The sequence below is a fragment of the Burkholderia sp. BCC0506 genome (assembly GCF_902833145.1).
Lineage (GTDB): Bacteria > Pseudomonadota > Gammaproteobacteria > Burkholderiales > Burkholderiaceae > Burkholderia.
This window is the reverse complement of sequence record NZ_CADFEN010000015.1, coordinates 95,146-116,006: the sequence shown is the minus strand read 5'-3', so window position 1 is coordinate 116,006 and position 20,861 is coordinate 95,146. Positions and strand designations below refer to the sequence as shown.

Annotated in this window: 19 protein-coding genes; 4 read left to right on the top strand and 15 right to left on the bottom strand. The window is 68.8% G+C overall.

All coding sequences use genetic code 11. The features are described 5' to 3' along the window. Positions 1-129 precede the first annotated feature (129 nt). The 7 genes from holA to HWX62_RS28985 all read right to left on the bottom strand — a co-directional run bounded on the left by holA (position 130) and on the right by HWX62_RS28985 (position 7,442). Positions 130-1,224 (bottom strand): DNA polymerase III subunit delta, encoded by a 1,095-nt coding sequence (gene holA, locus HWX62_RS29015; protein WP_175927632.1) that lies wholly within the window; start codon positions 1,222-1,224, stop codon positions 130-132. Between the two features lie 18 nt (positions 1,225-1,242). Then, on the bottom strand, positions 1,243-1,794 hold the full coding sequence (gene lptE, locus HWX62_RS29010) for an LPS assembly lipoprotein LptE (RefSeq protein WP_006483412.1): 552 nt from the start codon (positions 1,792-1,794) through the stop codon (positions 1,243-1,245). A 38-nt stretch (positions 1,795-1,832) separates the two neighbouring features. After that, positions 1,833-4,427, bottom strand: a complete 2,595-nt coding sequence (gene leuS, locus HWX62_RS29005) for a leucine--tRNA ligase (protein WP_175927631.1) — start codon at positions 4,425-4,427, stop codon at positions 1,833-1,835. A 189-nt stretch (positions 4,428-4,616) separates the two neighbouring features. After that, the gene (locus HWX62_RS29000) at positions 4,617-5,072 is read right to left on the bottom strand and encodes a biopolymer transporter ExbD (protein ID WP_175927630.1); all 456 of its coding nucleotides are present in this window, start codon (positions 5,070-5,072) and stop codon (positions 4,617-4,619) included. A gap of 24 nt (positions 5,073-5,096) precedes the next feature. Further along, on the bottom strand, positions 5,097-5,765 hold the full coding sequence (locus HWX62_RS28995; RefSeq protein ID WP_175927629.1) for a MotA/TolQ/ExbB proton channel family protein: 669 nt from the start codon (positions 5,763-5,765) through the stop codon (positions 5,097-5,099). A gap of 19 nt (positions 5,766-5,784) precedes the next feature. Then, the gene (dapB, locus tag HWX62_RS28990; protein ID WP_175927628.1) at positions 5,785-6,582 is read right to left on the bottom strand and encodes a 4-hydroxy-tetrahydrodipicolinate reductase; all 798 of its coding nucleotides are present in this window, start codon (positions 6,580-6,582) and stop codon (positions 5,785-5,787) included. A 65-nt stretch (positions 6,583-6,647) separates the two neighbouring features. Continuing rightward, positions 6,648-7,442 carry an outer membrane protein assembly factor BamE gene (locus tag HWX62_RS28985; protein WP_175927627.1) on the bottom strand — a complete coding sequence of 265 codons (795 nt, stop codon included), beginning with the start codon at positions 7,440-7,442 and terminating at the stop codon, positions 6,648-6,650. Positions 7,443-7,583: 141 nt separating this feature from the next. Here HWX62_RS28985 and fur point away from each other — a divergent pair, with 141 nt between their 5' ends. Further along, the gene (gene fur / locus HWX62_RS28980) at positions 7,584-8,012 is read left to right on the top strand and encodes a ferric iron uptake transcriptional regulator (RefSeq protein ID WP_006400349.1); all 429 of its coding nucleotides are present in this window, start codon (positions 7,584-7,586) and stop codon (positions 8,010-8,012) included. 94 nt (positions 8,013-8,106) lie between these two features. Here fur and HWX62_RS28975 read toward each other — a convergent pair whose 3' ends face one another. From HWX62_RS28975 to HWX62_RS28965, 3 genes are all read right to left on the bottom strand, one after another. Continuing rightward, positions 8,107-8,640 carry an ureidoglycolate lyase gene (locus tag HWX62_RS28975; RefSeq protein ID WP_175927626.1) on the bottom strand — a complete coding sequence of 178 codons (534 nt, stop codon included), beginning with the start codon at positions 8,638-8,640 and terminating at the stop codon, positions 8,107-8,109. 14 nt (positions 8,641-8,654) lie between these two features. Next, positions 8,655-9,662, bottom strand: coding sequence for an allantoicase (gene alc / locus HWX62_RS28970; RefSeq protein WP_175927625.1), 1,008 nt, complete (start codon positions 9,660-9,662; stop codon positions 8,655-8,657). A 105-nt stretch (positions 9,663-9,767) separates the two neighbouring features. Then, entirely contained in the window at positions 9,768-11,087 is a 1,320-nt protein-coding gene (locus HWX62_RS28965) for a C4-dicarboxylate transporter DctA (protein WP_175927624.1), read from the bottom strand. A 212-nt stretch (positions 11,088-11,299) separates the two neighbouring features. Here HWX62_RS28965 and HWX62_RS28960 point away from each other — a divergent pair, with 212 nt between their 5' ends. Beyond that, positions 11,300-12,022 (top strand): FCD domain-containing protein, encoded by a 723-nt coding sequence (locus HWX62_RS28960; protein WP_175927623.1) that lies wholly within the window; start codon positions 11,300-11,302, stop codon positions 12,020-12,022. Positions 12,023-12,064: 42 nt separating this feature from the next. On the opposite strand, the gene cynR is transcribed toward HWX62_RS28960, so the two are convergent. Further along, on the bottom strand, positions 12,065-12,955 hold the full coding sequence (gene cynR / locus HWX62_RS28955; protein WP_175927622.1) for a transcriptional regulator CynR: 891 nt from the start codon (positions 12,953-12,955) through the stop codon (positions 12,065-12,067). 272 nt (positions 12,956-13,227) lie between these two features. Here cynR and HWX62_RS28950 point away from each other — a divergent pair, with 272 nt between their 5' ends. Then, positions 13,228-14,427, top strand: a complete 1,200-nt coding sequence (locus HWX62_RS28950) for an MFS transporter (RefSeq protein WP_175927621.1) — start codon at positions 13,228-13,230, stop codon at positions 14,425-14,427. A 118-nt stretch (positions 14,428-14,545) separates the two neighbouring features. On the opposite strand, the gene HWX62_RS28945 is transcribed toward HWX62_RS28950, so the two are convergent. Both HWX62_RS28945 and HWX62_RS28940 read right to left on the bottom strand, forming a co-directional pair. Beyond that, a complete protein-coding gene (locus HWX62_RS28945) occupies positions 14,546-15,604 on the bottom strand; it encodes an L-idonate 5-dehydrogenase (RefSeq protein ID WP_175927620.1) in 1,059 nt (352 codons plus the stop codon). Between the two features lie 13 nt (positions 15,605-15,617). After that, the gene (locus tag HWX62_RS28940) at positions 15,618-16,391 is read right to left on the bottom strand and encodes an SDR family NAD(P)-dependent oxidoreductase (protein WP_175927619.1); all 774 of its coding nucleotides are present in this window, start codon (positions 16,389-16,391) and stop codon (positions 15,618-15,620) included. A gap of 150 nt (positions 16,392-16,541) precedes the next feature. On the opposite strand from HWX62_RS28940, the gene HWX62_RS28935 reads away from it, so the two are divergent. Continuing rightward, positions 16,542-17,432, top strand: a complete 891-nt coding sequence (locus HWX62_RS28935) for a LysR family transcriptional regulator (protein ID WP_175927618.1) — start codon at positions 16,542-16,544, stop codon at positions 17,430-17,432. 76 nt (positions 17,433-17,508) lie between these two features. On the opposite strand, the gene gap is transcribed toward HWX62_RS28935, so the two are convergent. Together gap and tkt are read right to left on the bottom strand one after the other, a co-directional pair. Beyond that, a complete protein-coding gene (gap, locus tag HWX62_RS28930; protein ID WP_059581011.1) occupies positions 17,509-18,519 on the bottom strand; it encodes a type I glyceraldehyde-3-phosphate dehydrogenase in 1,011 nt (336 codons plus the stop codon). A gap of 88 nt (positions 18,520-18,607) precedes the next feature. Then, positions 18,608-20,680, bottom strand: a complete 2,073-nt coding sequence (gene tkt, locus HWX62_RS28925) for a transketolase (protein WP_175927617.1) — start codon at positions 20,678-20,680, stop codon at positions 18,608-18,610. Positions 20,681-20,861 lie beyond the last annotated feature (181 nt).

The window sequence follows — 20,861 nt, the reverse complement described above, 5'->3', positions numbered from 1 at the left end:
GGGAGGCCACCCGTGGGCGGCCGTCCGTGCGGGGTGGCGGCCGCCAGGCCGCGCCGCGCGGGGCGGCGCCCCGGTCATCAAAGCATTGTAAGCGGGTTGCGCAGCGCGCGCTGAAGGCCCGAACGGGACTTAGCGTCGCACGCGACCCGCGGTCGGCGGTCGCTCGCCGCGGGCGCCCGCGACCGTCATCGCGAGCTGGAACAGCCCGTCCCACGGGTCGGGCGGCGGCTCGTCCTGCGTGCGGCGGCCCGGCGCGACGGCCGTGAGCCCCTTGACCTGCCGGTCGAGCTTCGCGGCAAACGCGAGCGCCTTTTCGAGCACCGCTTCCGACACGCGGTTCAGCGCGGGCGCGATCAACCGCTCGCGCGGCCCCCATACGCGGTTCTCGCGCAGCAGCGTCGCGAGCGGCTTGCCGGCCGTCGTGCCGCGCTTGATCCGCAGCAGCGTGCGCAGTTCCTCGACGACGGCCCACATCACGAGCACGATCGCCTCGCCCTCGCCCTTCAGCCCGTCGATCATCCGCGCGAGCCGCGCGGCGTCGCCGGCGAGCATCGCCTCGTTCAGCTTGAACACGTCGTAGCGCGCGACGTTCAGCACCGCGTCGTGCACCTGCTCGAACGACAGCGCGCCCTGCGGATACAGCAGCCCGAGCTTCTGGATTTCCTGGTGCGCGGCGAGCAGGTTGCCTTCGACGCGCTCCGCGATGAACTGCAGCGCACGCCGCCCGTCCTCGCCGGGCGCGACGCGCTGGCCCTGCATCGCGAGTCGCTGGCCGATCCAGTTCGGCAGTTGCGCGCGCTCGACCGGATCGATCTTCAGCGCGACGCCGCCGTTCTGCAGCGCGGTGAACCACGCGGATTTCTGCGTGGCCGCGTCGAGGCGCGGCAGCGTGACGAGCATCAGCGCGTCCGGATTGGGCGTCGCCGCAAGCGTCTTCAGCGCGTCGGCGCCTTCCTTGCCGGGCTTGCCCGACGGAATGCGCAGCTCGATCAGCTGGCGCTCGCCGAACAGCGACATCGCCTGGGTCGCGCCGAGCAGCACGCTCCAGTCGAAGCCGCGCTCGACCGTATGCACCGAACGCTCGGTGAAGCCCGCCGCGCGTGCGGCCGCGCGAATGCGGTCGCACGCTTCCTGCGCGAGCAGCGGCTCGTCGCCGTAGACGGTATAGAGCCCGGCCAACCCCTTCGCGAGGTGCGGCTCCAGCGCATCAAGTCGCAATTGCATCGCTGCGTGCGCCGTCGATCAGAGCGGCGGCGGCGGCAGCGGCGCGCGCGGCGCGACCCCCGGCACCACGTCCTCGGGCGCCGGCGTCAGCGAGTGGACGATCGCGAGACGCCGCATCAGCTGGTCGACCGCGTCGTTCTGCATGTCGCCGTACAGGATGTCGGCTTCCTGCGCCTTCGCGTTCGTGTACTGGTCGCTGTACGTCATCGCGCGGTTCAGCGCGATCGCGCTCGGCGGGATCAGCACGGTGCCGTCCTTGCTCGTCAGCGTGTAGTTCAGCGTGTAGAACAGCGCGTACTCCTGCGCGGAGCCGTACTTGTTGAGCGTCAGCGTGTTCTGGCCACGCGACTCCCACATGCGCAGCACCGCGTCGGCGTCGTCCGCCGACTTGACGATCTTCGTGTCGCTGCCGGCCTGGACGAGGCGCGTGAGCCGCGCCTCGACGGGCGCCGGCGCACCGGCCACGAACAGGTGCTTGAACGCGTAGTCCTGCTGGCCGCGCAACTGGAAGCCGCATGCCGACAGCGCGACCGCGCTGCCGACGAGCATCAAAAACGATCTGCGGATCACCTTCGCTCCTTCTGGGTACGTCCGATGGCCGGCGGCCGTCAGACGACGATGTTCACGAGGCGGCCCGGCACGACGACGATCTTCTTCGCCGGCTTGCCGTCGCTGAATTTCGCGAATGCCTCGTCGGCCACCGCCGCCGCTTCGATCGCGTCGCGGCTCGCATCCTTCGCGACCTTCAGCGCGCCGCGCACCTTGCCGTTCACCTGCAGCACGAGTTCGATCTCGGCCTGCTCGAGCGCGGCCTCGTCGACCTTCGGCCACGGCGCATCGAGCAGCGGGCCGAATTCGTCCGCGTAGCCGAGCGCCTTCCACAGCTCGAACGTGACGTGCGGCACGACCGGGTACAGCACGCGCAGCAGCACGCCGTACGCTTCGCGCAGCACGCCGGGCGTTGCGCCCTTCGCACCGTCGATCGCGTTCAGCATCTTCATCGCGGCCGACACGACCGTGTTGTACTGCAGGCGCTGGTAATCGAAATCGGCCTGCTTCAGCACGGTGTAGATCTCGCGGCGCAGCGCCTTGTCGGCCTCGCCGAGCGCGGCGGCATCGAAGCCCGCGCGCGCGGCGAGCGCTTCGCGGTTGGCGTAGCCGAAGCTCCACACGCGGCGCAGGAAGCGGCTCGCGCCTTCGACGCCGGCGCCCGACCACTCGAGCTGCTGCTCGGGCGGCGCGGCGAACATCGTGAACAGGCGCGCGGTATCGGCGCCGTACTGGTCGATCAGGAGCTGCGGATCGACACCGTTGTTCTTCGACTTCGACATCTTCTCGATGCCGCCGAGCACGACCGGCTGGCCGTCCGCATTCAGCGTCGCGCCGACCGGTCGGCCCTTGTCGTCGTGCGTGACCGTCACGTCGGCCGGGTTGTACCAGGTCTTCTTGCCCGATGCGTCTTCGCGGTAGAACGTCTCGTTCAGCACCATCCCCTGCGTGAGCAGGTTCTTCGCCGGCTCGCCGAACTTCACGAGGCCGAGGTCGCGCATCACCTTGGTCCAGAAGCGCGAATACAGCAGGTGCAGGATCGCGTGCTCGATGCCGCCGATGTACTGGTCCATCGGCATCCAGTAATCGGTGCGCGCGTCGACCATCGTGTCGGCGTCCGGCGCCGTGTAGCGCGAGAAGTACCACGACGAATCGACGAAGGTGTCCATCGTGTCGGTTTCGCGCTTCGCCGCCGCGCCGCACTTCGGGCACGTGCAGTTCAGGAACGCTTCGGACTTCGCGAGCGGGTTGCCCGTGCCGTCCGGCACGAGGTCCTCCGGCAGCACGACCGGCAGGTCGGCTTCCGGCACCGGCACGTCGCCGCACGACGGGCAGTGGATGATCGGGATCGGCGTGCCCCAGTAGCGCTGGCGCGACACGCCCCAGTCGCGCAGGCGCCACGTGACCTGCTTGTCGCCGAAGCCGCCGGCCTTCAGGTCGGCCGCGACCGCGTCGACCGCTTCCGAATAGCGCAGGCCGTCGTACTTGCCGCTGTTCACGCAGACCGCGACTTCCTTGTCGCCGTACCACTCCTGCCACGCGTCGAGCGAGTAGGACTGGCCTTCGGCCGCGATCACCTGCTTGATCGGCAGGTCGTATTTCTTCGCGAACGCGAAATCGCGCTCGTCGTGGCCCGGCACGCCCATCACCGCGCCTTCGCCATAGCTCATCAGCACGTAGTTGCCGATCCACACCTCGACCGGTTCGCCGGTCAGCGGGTGCTTGACCGAGAAGCCGGTCGCGACGCCCTTTTTCTCCATCGTCGCGACGTCGGCCTCGGCGACGCCGCCGCGCTTGCACTCGTCGATGAACGCGAGCAGTTCCGGCTTGTCCTGCGCGAGGCGCGTGGCGAGCGGGTGCTCGGCCGCGATCGCGCAGAACGTGACGCCCATGATCGTGTCGGCGCGCGTCGTGAACACGCGCAGCAGCTTCTGCTCGCCGTCGAGCTCGTACGGGAAGCCGAAGTTCACGCCGAAGCTCTTGCCGATCCAGTTCTGCTGCATGATCTTCACGCGCTCGGGCCAGCCGAGACCCTCGAGATCGTTCAGCAGCTCATCCGCGTACTGCGTGATGCGCAGGTAGTACATCGGGATCTCGCGCTTCTCGACGAGCGCGCCCGAACGCCAGCCGCGGCCGTCGATCACCTGCTCGTTCGCGAGCACGGTCTGGTCGACCGGATCCCAGTTCACGGTGCCCGTCTTCTTGTACGCGATGCCCTTCTCGAGCATCTTCAGGAACAGCCACTGGTTCCACTTGTAGTAGTCGGGCTTGCACGTCGCGATTTCGCGCGACCAGTCGATCGCGAGGCCCATCGACTGCATCTGGCCCTTCATGTAGTCGATGTTGTCGTAGGTCCATTTCGCGGGCGGCACGCCGTTCGCCATCGCGGCGTTCTCGGCCGGCATCCCGAACGCATCCCAGCCCATCGGCATCAGCGTGTTGTAGCCGTTCATCCGCAGATAGCGGTACATCACGTCGTTGATCGTGTAGTTGCGCACGTGACCCATGTGCAGCTTGCCGGACGGGTACGGCAGCATCGACACGCAGTAGAACTTCGGCTTCTGCGAATCTTCCTTCGTCTTGTAGGCATCGGCTGCGCGCCAGTCGCCCTGGGCGGCGGCTTCGACGTCGGCGGGTACGTATCTCTCGTGCATGGTGTGGTTCGGGCTAGGCTTTAAGCGGCGCGACGGCTCGCGCGCAGGATTGGATCGAAAATCGTGCGGGCCCGGCGCAGGAACGGGCTGACCGGTTCCGGGCCGGGAAAAACGTCGATTATACCGCCCGTGCGGGCCCGCACGGCCGGTCTCGCGGGCCAGGGCCCGTTCACGCCGACAACGGGCGTATCAGGGTTTCGCGCCGGCGGCGGCCGGCGCGGCGCTGCCGGCCGGCGGCACGTCGGTGACGAAGCCGATCCGCGTGAGGCCCGCGGCCTGCGCGGCGCCCATCACCTGCGCGATCACGTCGTAGCGCGTCGCGCGCGACGCGCGCAGCCGCAGCTCGGGCGGCGCGGCGCTCGCGGCGGCGGCCTTGAAGCGCGCAGGCAGCGCGTCGAGCGCCACGGGCGCGTCGTCCCAGTAGAGCTTGCCCGCGTCGTCGATCGACAGCGTGACCGATTGCGGCGTGTCGCGCGCGACGCTCGCCGCGACCTTCGGCAGGTCGAGCCGGATCGCGTGCGTCATCAGCGGCGCGGTGATGATGAAGATGACGAGCAGCACGAGCATCACGTCGATCAGCGGCGTCATGTTGATCTCCGCCATCGGCGCGGACGTCTTGTGGTGCTCGAGCCCGCCGAATGCCATGGTCGTTCCTCCGCAGCCGGCGCGTCAGGCGCCCTGCGCGCACACGAAGACGTGCAGATCGCGCGCGAAACCGTCGAGTTCCTCGGCGAGCTGCCGGACGAGCCGGCCGAGGATGTTGTACGCGAGCACCGCGGGGATCGCCACGACCAGCCCGAACGCGGTCATGATCAGCGCCTCGCCGACCGGCCCCGCGACGTTCTCGATCTGCGCCTGCCCGCTCGCGGCGATGCTGCCGAGCGCATGGTAGATGCCCCACACGGTGCCGAGCAGCCCGACGAACGGCGCGGTGCTGCCGATCGACGCGAGCAGCACCTGGCCGAATTCGAGGCGCCGCTGCGAACGCAGCATCGCATGACGCAGCGCGCGCAGCACGCGTTCGCTGCGCTCGACGCGCGCGGCGAGCGCGGCCGGGTCGTGCGCGTCGGTCGCGTCGCGCGCGGCTTCGGCGAGCGGCACGAACACGCGTTCGCGATCGGCGCCGGCCAGCGCGGCGATGCCCGCGTCGAACGACGGCGCGCGCCAGAACGCGGCGAGCGCGCGCGGCCCCTGCCGCTTCGCGCGGACCAGCAGCCAGGCTTTCATGAAGAGGAAGCACCAGCTGGCGACGGACATCGCCAGCAGCACATAGGCGACGGCGTGCGTGATCGCATCGCCGCTTTCGAGGTAGTGGACAACGCCGGTGGGAATCGCCATCGGAGTTTCCCCGTGAGGGTCAGCGCAGGCCGAGCACGTCCTGCATGTCGAACAGGCCGGCGCCGCGCGCCGACAGGAAGCGGACCGCACGCAACGCGCCCTGCGCGTACGACACGCGGCTCGACGACTTGTGCGTGATCTCGATGCGCTCGCCGATCCCGGCGAACAGCACGGTGTGGTCGCCGACGATGTCGCCGCCGCGCACCGCGGCAAAGCCGATCGACGACGGATCGCGCTCGCCCGTCACGCCGTGGCGGCCGTACACCGCGCAATCGTCGAGCGAGCGCCCGAGCGCGCCGGCGACGGCTTCGCCCATCATCAGCGCGGTGCCCGACGGCGCGTCGACCTTGTGGCGGTGATGCGCTTCGATGATCTCGATGTCGTAGCCGTGCGAGAAATGCTTCGCCGCGAATTCGAGCAGCTTCAGCGTGACGTTCACGCCGACGCTCATGTTCGCCGCGAACACGATCCCGATCTGGCCCGCCGCGGCCTGCAGCCCGGCCTTCTGCTCGGCGGTGAAGCCGGTCGTGCCGATCACGAGCTTCACGTCGTGGCGCAGCGCGGCCTCGATGTGGGCCATCGTGCCTTCCGGACGCGTGAAGTCGATCAGGTAGTCGGCCTGCGCGAACACGGCGTCGAGATCGTCGGTCAGCTTGATCCCGGTGTCCTTGCCGAGGAACGCACCGGCGTCCTGGCCGAGGAACGGCGAACCGGCGCGGTCGAGCGCGCCGACGAGCTGCGCGTCGGCATCGTTGAGAACGGCTTCGATCAGCATCCGGCCCATTCGGCCCGATGCGCCGGCAATCGCAATCTTCATGGCTTTCTATACGACAAGTCTAAAGGCGGGCGGCGCATGCCGCCCCGTTTCCGCACGCCGGCCGCTTACTGCGCCGGCGCGGTGAGCGGCTGGTTCTGCAGGTTGTCCGAGCCTTGCGGGCCGACCGGCGGCGACGCCTCGTTCGACACGTTCGGCTGCGGCGGACGGTGGAACTGGAACTGCGGCTGGATCGCCGGCGCGGCGCCCGGCGGCTGGCCGCCCGGCACCGGCGCGCCGCCCTGAGCCTGCGCGGACGGCGTGAACCGGCGCGAAGCCGCACCCTGCCCCGACACCTGGTTGGTCGCGCGGTTGGCCGCGCGCGCCGCCTGGGCGTTCGCATCCTGGTCGACCGCCGCGCCGGAGGCCGGCACGGTGGCCGGGCTCGCGGCAGCGGCAGCCTGCGCGGCGCTCGCGGCGGCCGCTTCGGACGCCTTCTTCGCCGCGGCCGCGGCCTTCGCCTTCTTGCCGCCGCGATCGCCGTCGATGTCGGCCAGCAGGTCGAGCTCGGACGGCAGGTTGTCGGCGCCGGTCCAGCTCGCGACGCGATCGCCCGAGAAGGTCACCACGAGGTCACGCTGCTGGACGACCGACGTCGAGCCGCGCTTGAAGTAGAAGAGGTAATCCCAGCGATCCGCGTGGAACATGTCCGCCAGCAGCGGCGTGCCGAGCAGCGCGCGGACCTGCTCGCGCGTCATACCGACCTGCAACTGTGCGGCTTTCTCCTGCGACACGAAGTTGCCTTGCACGACGGTGATCCGATACGGCGTGATGCTCTGCGCAATGCGCTGCGTCACGCTGTCGTACGACGAACAACCCGCCAGCGCGACAACGGCGGCGGCAGCGATGATGGCACTCCGCATGCGACTCCTCTGAAAGTGCGAAAGCGATTCTGGGATCATTTCCTTCACCGTGCTGGCCCGCGTGCAGGCCGCGCGTGTTTCTGGAACGGCGAAAAGCCGGTAACATTGAAGCCCTGCATTGTACTCTAGGGATGCCTAGCCATGACCAATCCGACGGATCTCAAGAATATCGGGCTAAAGGCCACCCTACCGCGCCTCAAGATTCTCGAGATCTTCCAGCAGAGCCCCGTGCGGCACCTGACGGCCGAAGACGTCTACCGCAACCTGCTCAACGAGCAGCTCGACATCGGGCTCGCCACCGTCTATCGCGTGCTCACGCAGTTCGAGCAGGCCGGCCTGCTGTCGCGCAGCAACTTCGAATCCGGCAAGGCGGTGTTCGAGCTGAACGAAGGTTCGCACCACGATCACCTCGTGTGCCTCGATTGCGGCCGCGTCGAGGAATTCTTCGACGCCGAGATCGAGAGCCGCCAGCAGGCGATCGCGAAGGAACGCGGCTTCCGGCTCCAGGAGCACTCGCTCGCGATGTACGGTTCGTGCACGACCGAGAACTGCCCGCACCGCAAGCACTGAATCGCGCCACCCGCGCACGCGGCACGGCCCGGCCGGCATCCCGCCGCCCGGGCCGTCCGTTTTTTACGGGGCGCGTGCCGCGCGCCCGGAATACTTACGAAATCCCTTCGGCGCCCGCGCAGGCGGGCTCCAAATCGAGCGCCCACGCGCGTTCCAGCGGAATCTCGTCGCAATTCGGCTGCGGCCCGCCGCGATCGACGATCACGAAATCGCTGACCGCGTCGAGCGCGAGCAGCGGATGGTGCCAGACGCCCTTCGCATAATTGACGCCCTGCCAGCCCTCGGCCAGGAACGCGCGCATCGCGTCGGGCCGGAACTCGCCGGCCGGCGCGACGACGATCGCGTAGCGCGACACGGCCGCGAGCGGGATGAACGCCTGGCTGCCGTGCGGATGACGCTCCATCAGCGTGATCGCCACCGGCAGCGCGCGCGGCTGCGCGCGAAACACGCTGACGAGCGGCCGGCCGCCGTCCGCGCACACGTCGATCGTCGCGAGATCGTGAAAGCGCTCGGTCGTGCCGCCGTTGATCGGAAAATGCCGCGCGCCTTCGAGCGCGATCACGTCGCCGAACGGCGCGAACGCTTCGCGGGTCAGGCGCTCGACGCGCAGGATCGGGGTTCCGCTCATGCCGCCGCCCTCCTTCAAGCCGGCTCGCCCCACAGACGCAGGCGCGACACGCCGCCGTCCGGGAAGATGTTGAACCGCACGTGCGTGACGGGGCCGAGCGCCGCGAGCTGGTCGAACGTGTGCACGTGGTCCATCTGCAGCTTCTGCTCGCCGAGCAGTTCGGCCCAGAACATCGCCTGCGTGACGAGCGAATCGTCGGTGCCACCCGTGACGTGCGCGGCCTGCAGCGAGCAGCGGTCGGGGAAATTGCCCTTGAAGAAGGCCGTATCGACCTCGACGCGCCGGATGATGCCCGGCCGCGCGAGCGCGACGATCGCCCAGTCGTTGCCGGGCTCGCGGCGCCGCCGCGTTTCCCAGCCGTCGCCCATGTTCACGCCGCGCCCCGGCATCAGCATCTGCGAGGCCGGGCCGAAGTGCTGGTTGTTCGCGGCCACCAGATAACCGCCGTTCTCGATCGCCGCGAGATCGACGAGTTCGCCCGCCGGCACGCGGCGCCAGTCGCGCTGCGGCTGGCCATACACGCGCAGCCGCGCGAGCCCGCCGTCCGGATACAGGTTCACGCGCAGGTGCGTGACCGGCTGCGCATCGTCGACGCTCACGTAGTGATGCGAATTGCCCTGCAGCGTCGTCGCGGGGACGATCGTGCGCCATGCGGCGTCGTCGGGCGGCGTGTCACCGTCCGCCGCGCACGCCTCGATCGACGCGGCCGGCGGGAAGTTGCCGGTGAAGTGGCTCGTATCGAGATCGACGCCGTGGATCACGCCCGGCCGCGCGAGCCGGACCACGCAGAAGTCGTGGCCGGTCGTGCGCTTGCGGCGCGTTTCCCAGCCGTCCATCCACTTGCCGTGATCGTCGTACTTGCCGGGCATGAACACGGCCGGCTCGGGATTGAGCATGCGCTCCTTCGGCGCGAAGAATTCGTCGCTGGCGAAGAGGGCCTGCGCGCCCAGGCGCGGATCGGCGAGATTCATGTAGCGCCGCGTGAAAGCCGGCGCGTTCGGATCGAGAATGGGGGCTGCCATGTCGTCTCCACTATTTTTGAGAAGCGCCGGCACGCGATCGCACCGGTCGCATGAAGTTCGGTCGCGCCGCGCAGCCGGGGAAGCCGCGCCGCGCGAGCGTCGGGTTCAGAGCGCGTGAGCCTGGTCGCCGGCGACCGGTGCGGCGCCGCCGGGCGCGTCGGCCACGTAGCGCAGTTCGCGATTCAGCACGCGCGTCGCGCGGGCGCGGTCGATGTCGTTCTCCCACACCGCGACCACCACCGTCGCGACGCAGTTGCCGATCAGGTTGGTCAATGCGCGGGCGATGCCGACGAACCAGTCGACCGGCAGGATCAGCACGAGGCCGAGCACCGGAATCGCGGGAATCGCCGACAGCGTCGCCGCGAGGATCACGATCGCCGAGCCGGGGATGCCGTGCGCGCCCTTCGACGTGACGAGCGACACGAGCAGCACGACGATCAGGTCGTGCGTGGACAGCGGCGTGTTGGTGGCCTGCGCGATGAACAGCACCGCGAGCGTCAGGTAGATCGAGAAGCCGTCGAGGTTGAACGAATAGCCGGTCGGGATCACGAGGCCGACCGTCGAATCCTTGATGCCCATGTATTCGAGCTTGCTCATCACCTGCGGCAGCACCGCGTCCGACGACGCCGTGCCGAGCACGATCGACAGTTCCTCGCGCAGGTAGCGGATCAGCTTGAACACCGAGAAGCCGGCGACCCGCATCACCACGCCGAGCACGACCGTGACGAACACGAAGCAGCTCAGGTAGAACACCGCGACCAGGTAGCCGAGCTGCTTGAGCGACGCGACGCCGTACTTGCCGGTCGTGAACGCGATCGCGCCGAGCACGCCGAGCGGCGCGAGCTTGATGATGAAGCCGATGATGCGGAAGAACACGTGCGACAGTTCCTCGATCAGCGAGTTGACGCGCTGCGCCTTGTCGCCGAGCAGCGACAGCGCGGAGCCGAACAGCACCGCGAACACGAGGATCTGCAGGATGTCGCCCTTCGCGAATGCGTCGATCGCGGTGTCGGGGATGATCTTCATCAGGTAGCCGGCCGTGTCCTTCAGGCTTTCGGCGTTCTTCGCGTACGTCGACAGCGACGCCGCGTCGAGCGAGCGCAGGTCGATGTTCATCCCGACGCCCGGGCGCGTGACCCATGCGAGCACGAGCCCGATACCGAGCGCGAGCGTCGTCATCACCTCGAAGTAGACGACCGCCTTCAGGCCGACCCGGCCGACCTTCTTCAGGTCGCCCGCATTGGCCATTCCGCTGACCACCACGCAGAACACGATCGGGCCGATGACCATCTTGATCAGCTTCAGGAAACCGTCGCCGAGCGGACGCAGCGACTCGGCGAAGTGCGGGAAGAACGCGCCGAGCGCGACCCCGAGTATCAATGCGACGACTACCCGGCCAAACAGCGAATTGAGGAATTTCGACACGGCGCTCTCCCGATCCAACGGTTGCAGTTTCGTCTGTTCATACTGGTAAGACCAGTGATGTTATGGTGGATAGTAGGAAGCCGATATAGTGGCGTCAAGGACGGACAAAATAGGGATTTCCCGCCCCTGCGCACCCGCTCGGGGCGCCTCGAAAAGGGGCGGATCGTGGCTTTCCCGGAGGGCGGTCGTGCACCGCCTGCGTGCGGATTACAATGCCGGTCAGACCGGCCAACGCTCACATCATGAAAAACGTTCCGCATACCGTGACCGACGCCGCCATCGCGACGATCCGCGACCGGATCGAGGCAGGCGTGTATCCGGTCGGCAGCCTGCTGCCGGCCCAGCGCCAGCTCTCGGAGGAGCTGGAGATCAGCCGCGCGTCGCTGCGCGAGGCGCTGTCGACGCTCGAGGCGCTCGGGATGCTGCGCATCCGCGCGGGCAAGGGCGTGTACGTCGAAAGCGCGCAGGCGTCGGCCGCGCATCCGTGGCAATTCGCCGAGCAGTCGTCGCCGCCCGACACCTACCAGATGCGCTACGCGCTCGAAGGGTTCGCCGCGCGGATGGCCGCGCACGCGGTCAGCGACGAGGACATCGCGTGGTTCGAGGACAACCTCGCCGACCTGCACGTCGCGCTGACCGACAACGCGCTCGACGAGGCGTCGCGGCTCGACTTCGACTTCCACATGCGGATCATCCATCTGGCCGGCAACGCGGCGATCGAGTCGATCCTGCGCAGCAGCGCGGACATCATGAAGGAAAGCCAGCGCATGCCGTTCTACCGGCGCGAGCTGCTGCTGTCGACGTGGCACGAGCACCGCGCGATCGTCGACGCGCTGATCGCGCGCGATGCGGCCGCCGCCGGCACCGCGATCGAAACGCACATCGCGAACGCCGCGCAGCGCGCGGGCGTCTTCTTCCCGACGCCCGGCGCGTAATACGCCCGCGAATCCCCCCGCACCGCCGTCCGGCCGGCCCCGTCACCGCGCCGACGGATCGCGATACGCGAGCACGCGCTCGATGAACGCGCGCGCCGCGACGCTGCGGTACGCGCCCTTGCGCGTGAGCAGCGCGGCCGTGCGCGTCGGCAGCGGTGGATCGATCTCCAGCGCGCACAGGTCGCCGCGCTCGCGCGCGACCGCGTCGGGCAGCACCGTCGCGAGCCGGCCGCGCCGCACGAGCTCCAGCACCGCGCTGACCGTGTTGGTCTCGATCGCGACCTTCGGCCGCGCACCGTGTTCGATGAAATACCGGTCGATACGCTCGCGCGTCGCGAACGCGCGGCTCAGCAGCACCAGCGGCTCGCCGGCGAGTTCGGCCGGGCTCAGCGCGCGGCGGCGGCGCGCGAGACGGTGCATGCGCCCCGTCACCAGCGCGAGCCGCTCGTCCCACAGCGGCAGCGCGTCGATCTCCGGCGCGCGCGGCGGCATGAACCCGAAGCCGGCGTCGAGTTCGTCGTCGGCGAGCAGCGTCTCGATGCGCGCCTGCGGCATCGCGTCGATCGTCAGCGCGACGTTCGGATGGCCGGCATGGAACGCGTCGATCAGCGAGCCGCCCAGATAGGCCGCGAACGTCGGCATCATCGCGAGCCGCAGCGACCCGCTGCCGAGATCGGCGACGTCGTGCAGCGCGCGCTGCCCGGTATCGAGCGCGTGCAGCGCGGCGCGTGCATGGCGCGCATAGACCTCGCCGAATTCGGTCAGCCGCACCGTGCGGCCCGAGCGGTCGAACAGCGGCACGCCGAGCGTGTCCTCGAGCTGGCGGATCTGCTGCGACAGCGTCGGCTGCGACACGTGCAGCGCGTCGGCCGCGCGCGTGAAACTGCGCTGCTCGGCGACGGCCAGGAAATAGCGGATGTGGCGCAGAAGCATCGCAATCAATGTATTGGTTTTGCCAATAGAAACCATAACGATCCAGTCTTGGACGCTATGAGTCGGTTCCCGCATCATACGCACATCCGCTTCCGTGCACGGCTGCTGCCGGCGCACCGGAGCGGCACGCCCGGGCCTGGGCCCGCCGCATGGCGATCCGCCCGGCGCGCATCGGCTCACCGCCGATCCGTCGACGCCGCCCCCCCGAATTCCGTCACCCCGCGCAGCCGACAGCCCCGTTCCGCCGGCCGGCGCCGCCGTTTTTCGCGACCATGGAACCGCATCACGACAACCATCCTCCCCTCACCCGCGGCATGACGCTGCTGTTCGCGTGCGCGTGCGGCATCGTCATCGGCAACATCTACTACGCGCAGCCGCTGCTCGCCGCGATCGCGCACAGCTTCGGGCACGCGCCGGCCGAGCTCGGCTATCTCGTCACGCTGACGCAGCTCGGCTATGCGGCCAGCCTGCTGCTGATCGTCCCGCTCGGCGACGCGGTCAATCGCCATACGCTGATCGTGCGGCTGCTGCTGCTCAACGTCGTCGCGCTCGTCGCGGTCACGTTCAGCACGAACTTCACGATGTTCGTCGTCGCGAACGTCGCACTCGGCTTCGTCACCTGTTCGACGCAACTGCTCGTGCCGTTCGCGGCATCGCTCGCCGACGCGCGCTCGCGCGGCCGCGCGGTCGGCACCGTGATGAGCGGGCTGCTGCTCGGCATCCTGCTCGCGCGCGTCGCGGCCGGCGCGATCGCCGACGGGTTCGGCTGGCGCGCGGTGTACGGCATCGCCGCGGCGATGGTGCTCGCGCTGACCGCCGTGCTCGCCGTGAAGCTGCCGAAGGATCGCCGCGACGCGCGCGTGGACTACGCGGCGCTGATGAAGTCGCTCGTCGCGCTGGTGCGCGCGCAGCCGCCGATCGCGCTGCGCTCGACCTACGGCGCACTCGTGTTCGCGTGCTTCAGCCTGCTGTGGACGGGCCTCACGTTCCTGCTGAGCCAGCCGCCGTACAGCTATTCGGAAGGACAGATCGGCCTGTTCGGCATCGTCGGCGCGGTCGGGGCGCTCGCGGCGACGTCGGCCGGCCGGCTGGTCGATCGCGGCCACGGCAATGCGGCCACCGGCCTGTTCGCGGCGGCCGTGCTCGGCGCGTTCGCGCTGATCGCGGCCGGCGCGCATTCGCTCGCGGCGCTGATCGCCGGCATCCTGCTGCTCGACGTCGGCGTGCAGGGCATGCACATCTCGAACCAGAGCGTGATCTATGCGCTCGCCGGCCATGCGCGCAGCCGCGTGACGACGATCTACCTGACGAGCTACTTCATCGGCGGCGCGCTCGGCTCGTTCGCGGCGAGCGTCGCGTACGGCCTCGCCGGCTGGCGCGGCGTATGCATCGCGGGCGCCGCATTATCGGGCGTGCTGATCGCGCTGTGGCTCGCATCGCAGCGCACCGGCACGCGCCAGGTCACGCAGTGATGCGCCAGGCCGGCAATCCGTTTGCGCCGCACGACGAAAAAGGCATGCGCCGCGCATCGCGGGCATGCCTTTTTTGCCAAGGGCATCGCGGCCGCCGCAACGCGCCAATACCACACGGTCACGCGGCGTCGTTCGCGAAATCGATCAACACCTTCATCGCCCGCCGGCGGTCGCCCGCCAGTTCGAATGCGAGGTTCGCGTCGCGCATCGGGAACACGCGCGTGACGGCCGGCCGCAGGTCGACGCGCCCCGCGTTGATCAACTGCACGGCCAGCGCGAATTCCGCGTGGAAGCGAAACGACCCGCAGATCGACAGCTCCTTGGCGACCACGACGTTCTGCGGCAGACTCACGTCGCCGCCGAGCCCGAGCTGCACGACGACGCCGCGCGGACGCATCACGTCCAGCCCGTCGCGCAGCGCGCGCGCATTGCCCGAACACTCGATCATCACGTCGAACGTGCCCTTGTCGGCGCTGTAGCGCTCGACCCAGCCGGCATCGGTCGCCGCATTGATCGTGCGATCCGCGCCGAGCGCGCGCGCGACTTCCAGCGGCGCGTCGACGACGTCGGTCGCGACGATCTCCGCCGCGCCATGCACGCGCGCCGCCGCGACCGCCAGCACGCCGATCGGCCCGCACCCCGACACGAGCACGCGCTTGCCGATCAGCGGGCCCGCGCGCGACACCGCATGCAGGCCGACCGCGAACGGCTCGGCGAGCGCCGCGAGCGACAGCGGCACGTGGTCCGCCACCTTCACGCACTGCGCCGCGTCGCACACGAGCGCGTTGCGGAACGCGCCCTGCACGTGCGGCATCCGCATCGCGCTGCCGTAGAAGCGCATGTCGAGACACTGGTTCGGCAGCCCTTCGAGACAGTAGCGGCACGCGCCGCACGGGCGGCTCGGATTGACCGCGACGCGATCGCCGACCTTCACCGCGCTCACGTCCGGCGCCACTTCCGCGACCGTGCCGGCGACCTCGTGACCGAGCACCATCGGCTGCTGCAGCCGGATCGCGCCGAAGCCGCCATGCCGGAAATAATGCAGGTCGGAACCGCAGATGCCGCCCATCGCGACATCGACGCGCACCTGCCCCGGCCCGATCTCGCCCGCGTCCTGCTCCTCGACCCGCAGGTCGTTCGGCCCGTGGATCACCACACACATGCACCGCATACGCATGACACGCTCCTTGCTAGACGGCACTGGTCAGCCCGCCGTCGACGAACAGCGTCTGGCCGTTCACGAAATCGGACGCCGCCGACGCGAGGAAGATCGCCGCGCCGCACAGCTCGTCGACCTGCCCCCAGCGCCCGGCCGGCGTGCGCTTGCACAGCCAGTCCGAAAACGCCGCGTCGTCGACCAGCGCGCGATTCAGCTCGGTTTCGAAATAGCCGGGCGCGAGGCCGTTCGCCTGGATGCCGTGGCGTGCCCAGTCCGCGCACATCCCCTTGGTCAGCATCCGCACCGCGCCCTTGGTCGCCGCATACGGTGCGATCGTCGGCCGCGCGAGCTCGCTCTGCACCGAGCAGATGTTGATGATCTTCCCGCGGCCGCGCGCGATCATGTGCCGCGCGACCGCCTGCGCGACGTTGAACACGCCGTCGAGATTCACGCGCATCAGCGCATGCCAGTCGTCCGGGTCGAATGCGTCGAGCGGCGCGCGGCGCTGGATGCCCGCGTTGTTCACGAGGATGTCGATCGCGCCGACGCGCGCCTCGACATCGTCGATCCCCGCGCGCACCTGCGCGTGCTCGGCCACGTCGAACACCGCATGGTCGGCCGTGAAGCCTTCGTCGCGGAAACGGCGCGCGAGCGTCGCGGCCTTCTCTTCATTGCGATCGTTGATGACGATCGCCGCACCGGCTTGCGCGAGCCCGCGGGCGAGCGTGAGCCCGATCCCGCGGCCGGAACCGGTAATCAGCGCGCGGCGGCCGTCGAGGCGGAACCGGTCAAGCGCATGGGTCATGGATGTCTCCTCGTGCCAGTCGAGCCGGCTGCCCGTCGCGGCCGGTCTCGCGTCGACGCTATCTTCGGCCGCCGGCCGGGTCCGCGCCAATGGTCTTTTTTGATCCGGTTATCATGAAAACTGATTACGGTCCTCCCGTGCCCGCCACCCATGGAACTCAAGCAACTGCGCGCCTTCGTCACGCTCGCCGAAGAGCTGCATTTCGGGCGCGCCGCGCAGCGCCTGTTCATCGTGCAGCCCGCGCTGAGCATGCAGATCAAGGCGCTCGAGGCGGAACTCGGTGCGCGCCTGTTCGAGCGCGACCGGCACAAGGTCGAACTGAGCGACACAGGGCGCGTATTCCTGCCCGAAGCACGAGCGACGCTGCAGCAGGCCGCGCGCGCGGAACAGATGGCGCGGCTGTCGAGCCGCGGCGAAATCGGCACGCTGCGGATCGCGTTCGTGTCGTCGGTATTGCCGGCGCTGCTGCCCGCCGTGCTGCGCACGATGCGCGAGCGCTATCCGCTGATCGCGCTCGAGCTGAAGGACATGCCGACGCCCGACCAGATCGCCGCGCTGCGCGAGCGCCGGATCGACTTCGGGATGATCCGGCTGCCGGCCGCGTATGCGGGCATCGACACGCGCGTGGTGCTCGAGGAAGGCTTCGTCGTCGCGCTGCCGCTCGACCATCCGCTCGCCGCGCACGATGCGATTTCACCGGCCGCACTGCGCGGCCGGCCCGCGTTCGTGCTCGCGCGCCGCTACGCGCCCGGCTTTCACGACGACATGCTGCTCGCGCTCAGCCGCGCGGGCACGACGCTCGAAATCGCGCAGGAGTTCGGCGAATTCACGACGATGCTCGCGCTCGTCGCGGCGGGGATGGGGATCGGGCTGATCCCGGCGGAGGCGGCCGGCGCGCTGCCGCCGAACGTGCTCGCGCGGCCGCTCGACCTGGCCGGCCACCGCAGCGGCGTCGGTCTCGCGTGGACCGATCTCGACAGCCCGCTCAAGCGCGCGTTCGTCGATGCGATCGAGCAGGTGACCGCGAACGCCGGGCAATAAAAAACCCGGCCGGGAAACCCGGGCCGGGCTCGTTCGCCACGCCAGCCGCCTAGCGGCGGCCGCGCGACGTGCGCGATTACTTCGCGTTCGCGAATGCGACAGCCGTATCCAGCATGCGGTTCGAGAAACCCCACTCGTTGTCGTACCAGCTCGACACCTTCACGAGGCGGCCCGACACCTTGGTCAGCGTCGCGTCGAACGTCGACGAAGCCGGGTTGTGGTTGAAGTCGATCGACACCAGCGGTGCGTCGTTGTAGCCGAGGATGCCCTTCAGCGCGCCTTCCGACGCTTCCTTCATGATCGCGTTGACTTCCTCGACCGTCGTATCGCGCTTCGCGATGAACGACAGGTCGACGATCGACACGTTGATCGTCGGGACGCGGATCGCGTAGCCGTCGAGCTTGCCGTTCAGTTCCGGCAGCACGAGGCCGACAGCCGATGCGGCACCCGTCTTCGTCGGGATCTGGCTGTGCGTGGCCGAACGCGCGCGGCGCAGGTCTTCGTGGTAGACGTCGGTCAGCACCTGGTCGTTCGTGTACGCGTGGATCGTCGTCATCAGGCCGGTTTCGAGGCCGATCTTGTCGTTCAGCGGCTTGACGAGCGGCGCGAGGCAGTTCGTCGTGCACGAGGCGTTCGAGATGACCGTGTGCTCGGCCTTCAGCACGTCGTGGTTCACGCCGTAGACGATCGTCGCGTCGACATCCTTGCCGCCCGGCGCCGAGATGATCACCTTCTTCGCGCCGCCCTTCAGGTGCGCGCTCGCCTTTTCCTTCGTCGTGAAGAAGCCCGTGCATTCCATCACGACGTCGACGCCCAGCTCGCCCCACGGCAGTTCGGCCGGGTTGCGGTTCGCGAGCACGCGGATCTTGTCGCCGTTCACGACGAGGTAGTCGCCGTCGACCGACACGTCGCCCGGGAACTTGCCGTGCGCGGTGTCGTACTGGGTCAGGTGCGCGTTGGTCTTCGCATCGCCCAGGTCGTTGATCGCGACGATCTCGAGATCGTGCTTCTTGCCGTTTTCATAGAACGCGCGCAGCGTGTTGCGGCCGATACGGCCGTAGCCGTTGATTGCGACGCGAATCGTCATGGTCTATCTCCTGATGGCTGAAAAAATTTCGTTTCGTGCAGCTTCACGGTGCGACGCGCGCAACGGGGCGCGCGCGTCGCGTATGCTTTCAGGCCAGCACGGCCTTCGCGGTCTCGACGACGTGCTCGACGGTGAAGCCGAAGTGCTTGAACAGCACGCCGGCCGGCGCCGATTCGCCGAACGTGTCGATCCCGACGACGCCGCCTTCGAGGCCGACGTACTTGTGCCAGAAGCTCGTCACGCCCGCTTCGATCGCGACGCGGCGCACGCCGTGCGGCAGCACGCGTTCGCGGTACTCGGCGTCCTGGCGGTCGAACACGTTGGTCGACGGCATCGACACGACGCGGGCCGCGATGCCCTGTTGCGCGAGCGGCTCGACGGCCTTCATCGCGAGTTCGACTTCCGAGCCGGTCGCAACCAGGATGATCTTGCGCGCGACGATCTCTTCGTCCCAGTCCTTCAGCACGTAACCGCCCTTCTCGATGTTGGCGATCTGCGCATCGGTACGCGGGTTGAACGCGAGGTTCTGGCGGCTGAAGATCAGGCTCGACGGACGGTCTGCGGCCACCGCGTGCGTCCAGGCAACAGCCGTCTCGACCGTGTCGGCCGGACGCCAGACGTCGTGGTTCGGGATCAGGCGCAGGCTCGACACGTGCTCGATCGACTGGTGCGTCGGGCCGTCTTCGCCGAGGCCGATCGAATCGTGCGTGAACACGAAGATCGACGGCACCTTCATCAGCGCGGCCACGCGCAGCGCGTTGCGGCTGTAGTCGGAGAACGTCAGGAACGTGCCGCCGAACGGCTTGTGGCCGCCGTGCAATGCGAGACCGTTGATCGCGGCGCTCATGCCGAACTCGCGCACGCCGTAGTTGATGTGGTTGCCCAGCGTGACGCCCGCGCCTTCCGGATTCGCGCGCACCGCCTTCGACGCCTTCCAGTTGGTCAGGTTCGAGCCGGTCAGGTCGGCCGAGCCGCCGAGCAGCTCGGGCAGCGCGGCGGCGAGGCCCTCGATCGCCTGCTGCGACGCCTTGCGGGTCGCGACCGTCTCGGCGCGCTCGTTCGCGCCGGCGATGATCGCCGCAGCCTTCTCGGCCCAGTCGGCCGGCAGCTTGTTGGCCATCCGGCGCTCGAATTCGGCGGCTTCCGCCGGGAACTTCGCGCGATAGGCGGCGAACGTCGCGTCCCATTCGGACTCGGCGCGCTTGCCGGCTTCCTTCGCGTCCCACGCCGCGTAGACTTCCTGCGGAATCACGAACGGCTCCCACTTCCAGCCGAGCGCTTCGCGCGTCTTCGCGATTTCTTCCGCGCCGAGCGCCGCGCCGTGCACGTCGTGGCCGCCGGCCTTCGTGGCCGCGCCCTTGCCGATCACCGTCTTGCAGCAGATCAGCGTCGGCTTGTCCGACAGCTTCGCCTTCGCGATCGCCGCGTCGACCGCGTCGACGTCGTGGCCGTTCACGTTCGGGATCACGTTCCAGCCGTATGCCTCGAAGCGCTTCGGCGTGTCGTCGTGGAACCAGTTGACGACGTCGCCGTCGATCGAGATGCCGTTGTCGTCGTACAGCGCGATCAGCTTGTTCAGCTTCAGCGTGCCCGCGAGCGAGCAGGCTTCGTGCGAGATGCCTTCCATCAGGCAGCCGTCGCCGAGGAACACGTACGTATGGTGATCGACGATCTTCGCGCCGTCACGGTTGAATTCGTCGGCCATCAGCGCTTCGCCGAGCGCCATGCCGACCGCGTTCGCGAGGCCCTGGCCGAGCGGGCCGGTGGTCGTCTCGACGCCCGGCGTGATCCCGTATTCCGGGTGGCCCGGCGTCTTCGAGTGCAGCTGGCGGAAGTTCTTCAGCTCTTCGATCGGCAGGTCGTAGCCGGTCAGGTGCAGCAGCGCGTACAGCAGCATCGAGCCATGGCCGTTCGACAGCACGAAACGGTCGCGGTCGACCCAGTGCGGATTCGTCGGGTTGTGCTTCAGATGGCGCGACCAGAGCGCGACGCCGATTTCTGCCATGCCCATCGGCATGCCGGGGTGGCCGGAGTTCGCTTGCTGGACGGCGTCCATCGCGAGCGCACGGATCGCGTTGGCCATCAGGGTGGTGGAGGCGGGAGACGAAGTCGTCATGTCGAGTCCGGAGAACGAGTCGAGGAAACGGGGGCACGGCGGCATCCGGAAGCGCGAGCGTCGATCGTTCCCGGCGCGCGGTGCGGCGCCTGACGGACGCGAAGCGGACGGAGCCTACGGACGGGGCTGCAAAGCTCGTCATTTTAACAGATGGGCCGGCATTTCCCCTGTCGGCGCGCAGTGTTCCGGCACGGTTTTCCGTCAAACCGCCCGCCTCCTATAATTC

What these genes read in the sequence shown, in the direction of transcription:
- HWX62_RS28995 (WP_175927629.1), bottom strand. Translation starts at nt 5,765, where the DNA reads ATGGCGATTCCCACCGGCGTTGTCCACTACCTCGAAAGCGGCGATGCG.
- gap (WP_059581011.1), bottom strand. Translation starts at nt 18,519, where the DNA reads ATGACGATTCGCGTCGCAATCAACGGCTACGGCCGTATCGGCCGCAAC.
- HWX62_RS28935 (WP_175927618.1), top strand. Translation starts at nt 16,542, where the DNA reads ATGGAACTCAAGCAACTGCGCGCCTTCGTCACGCTCGCCGAAGAGCTG.
- HWX62_RS28950 (WP_175927621.1), top strand. Translation starts at nt 13,228, where the DNA reads ATGGAACCGCATCACGACAACCATCCTCCCCTCACCCGCGGCATGACG.
- HWX62_RS28985 (WP_175927627.1), bottom strand. Translation starts at nt 7,442, where the DNA reads ATGCGGAGTGCCATCATCGCTGCCGCCGCCGTTGTCGCGCTGGCGGGT.
- leuS (WP_175927631.1), bottom strand. Translation starts at nt 4,427, where the DNA reads ATGCACGAGAGATACGTACCCGCCGACGTCGAAGCCGCCGCCCAGGGC.
- HWX62_RS28960 (WP_175927623.1), top strand. Translation starts at nt 11,300, where the DNA reads ATGCCGGTCAGACCGGCCAACGCTCACATCATGAAAAACGTTCCGCAT.
- fur (WP_006400349.1), top strand. Translation starts at nt 7,584, where the DNA reads ATGACCAATCCGACGGATCTCAAGAATATCGGGCTAAAGGCCACCCTA.
- holA (WP_175927632.1), bottom strand. Translation starts at nt 1,224, where the DNA reads ATGCAATTGCGACTTGATGCGCTGGAGCCGCACCTCGCGAAGGGGTTG.
- cynR (WP_175927622.1), bottom strand. Translation starts at nt 12,955, where the DNA reads ATGCTTCTGCGCCACATCCGCTATTTCCTGGCCGTCGCCGAGCAGCGC.
- HWX62_RS28975 (WP_175927626.1), bottom strand. Translation starts at nt 8,640, where the DNA reads ATGAGCGGAACCCCGATCCTGCGCGTCGAGCGCCTGACCCGCGAAGCG.
- HWX62_RS28940 (WP_175927619.1), bottom strand. Translation starts at nt 16,391, where the DNA reads ATGACCCATGCGCTTGACCGGTTCCGCCTCGACGGCCGCCGCGCGCTG.
- tkt (WP_175927617.1), bottom strand. Translation starts at nt 20,680, where the DNA reads ATGCCGCCGTGCCCCCGTTTCCTCGACTCGTTCTCCGGACTCGACATG.
- dapB (WP_175927628.1), bottom strand. Translation starts at nt 6,582, where the DNA reads ATGAAGATTGCGATTGCCGGCGCATCGGGCCGAATGGGCCGGATGCTG.
- alc (WP_175927625.1), bottom strand. Translation starts at nt 9,662, where the DNA reads ATGGCAGCCCCCATTCTCGATCCGAACGCGCCGGCTTTCACGCGGCGC.
- HWX62_RS28945 (WP_175927620.1), bottom strand. Translation starts at nt 15,604, where the DNA reads ATGCGTATGCGGTGCATGTGTGTGGTGATCCACGGGCCGAACGACCTG.
- HWX62_RS29000 (WP_175927630.1), bottom strand. Translation starts at nt 5,072, where the DNA reads ATGGCATTCGGCGGGCTCGAGCACCACAAGACGTCCGCGCCGATGGCG.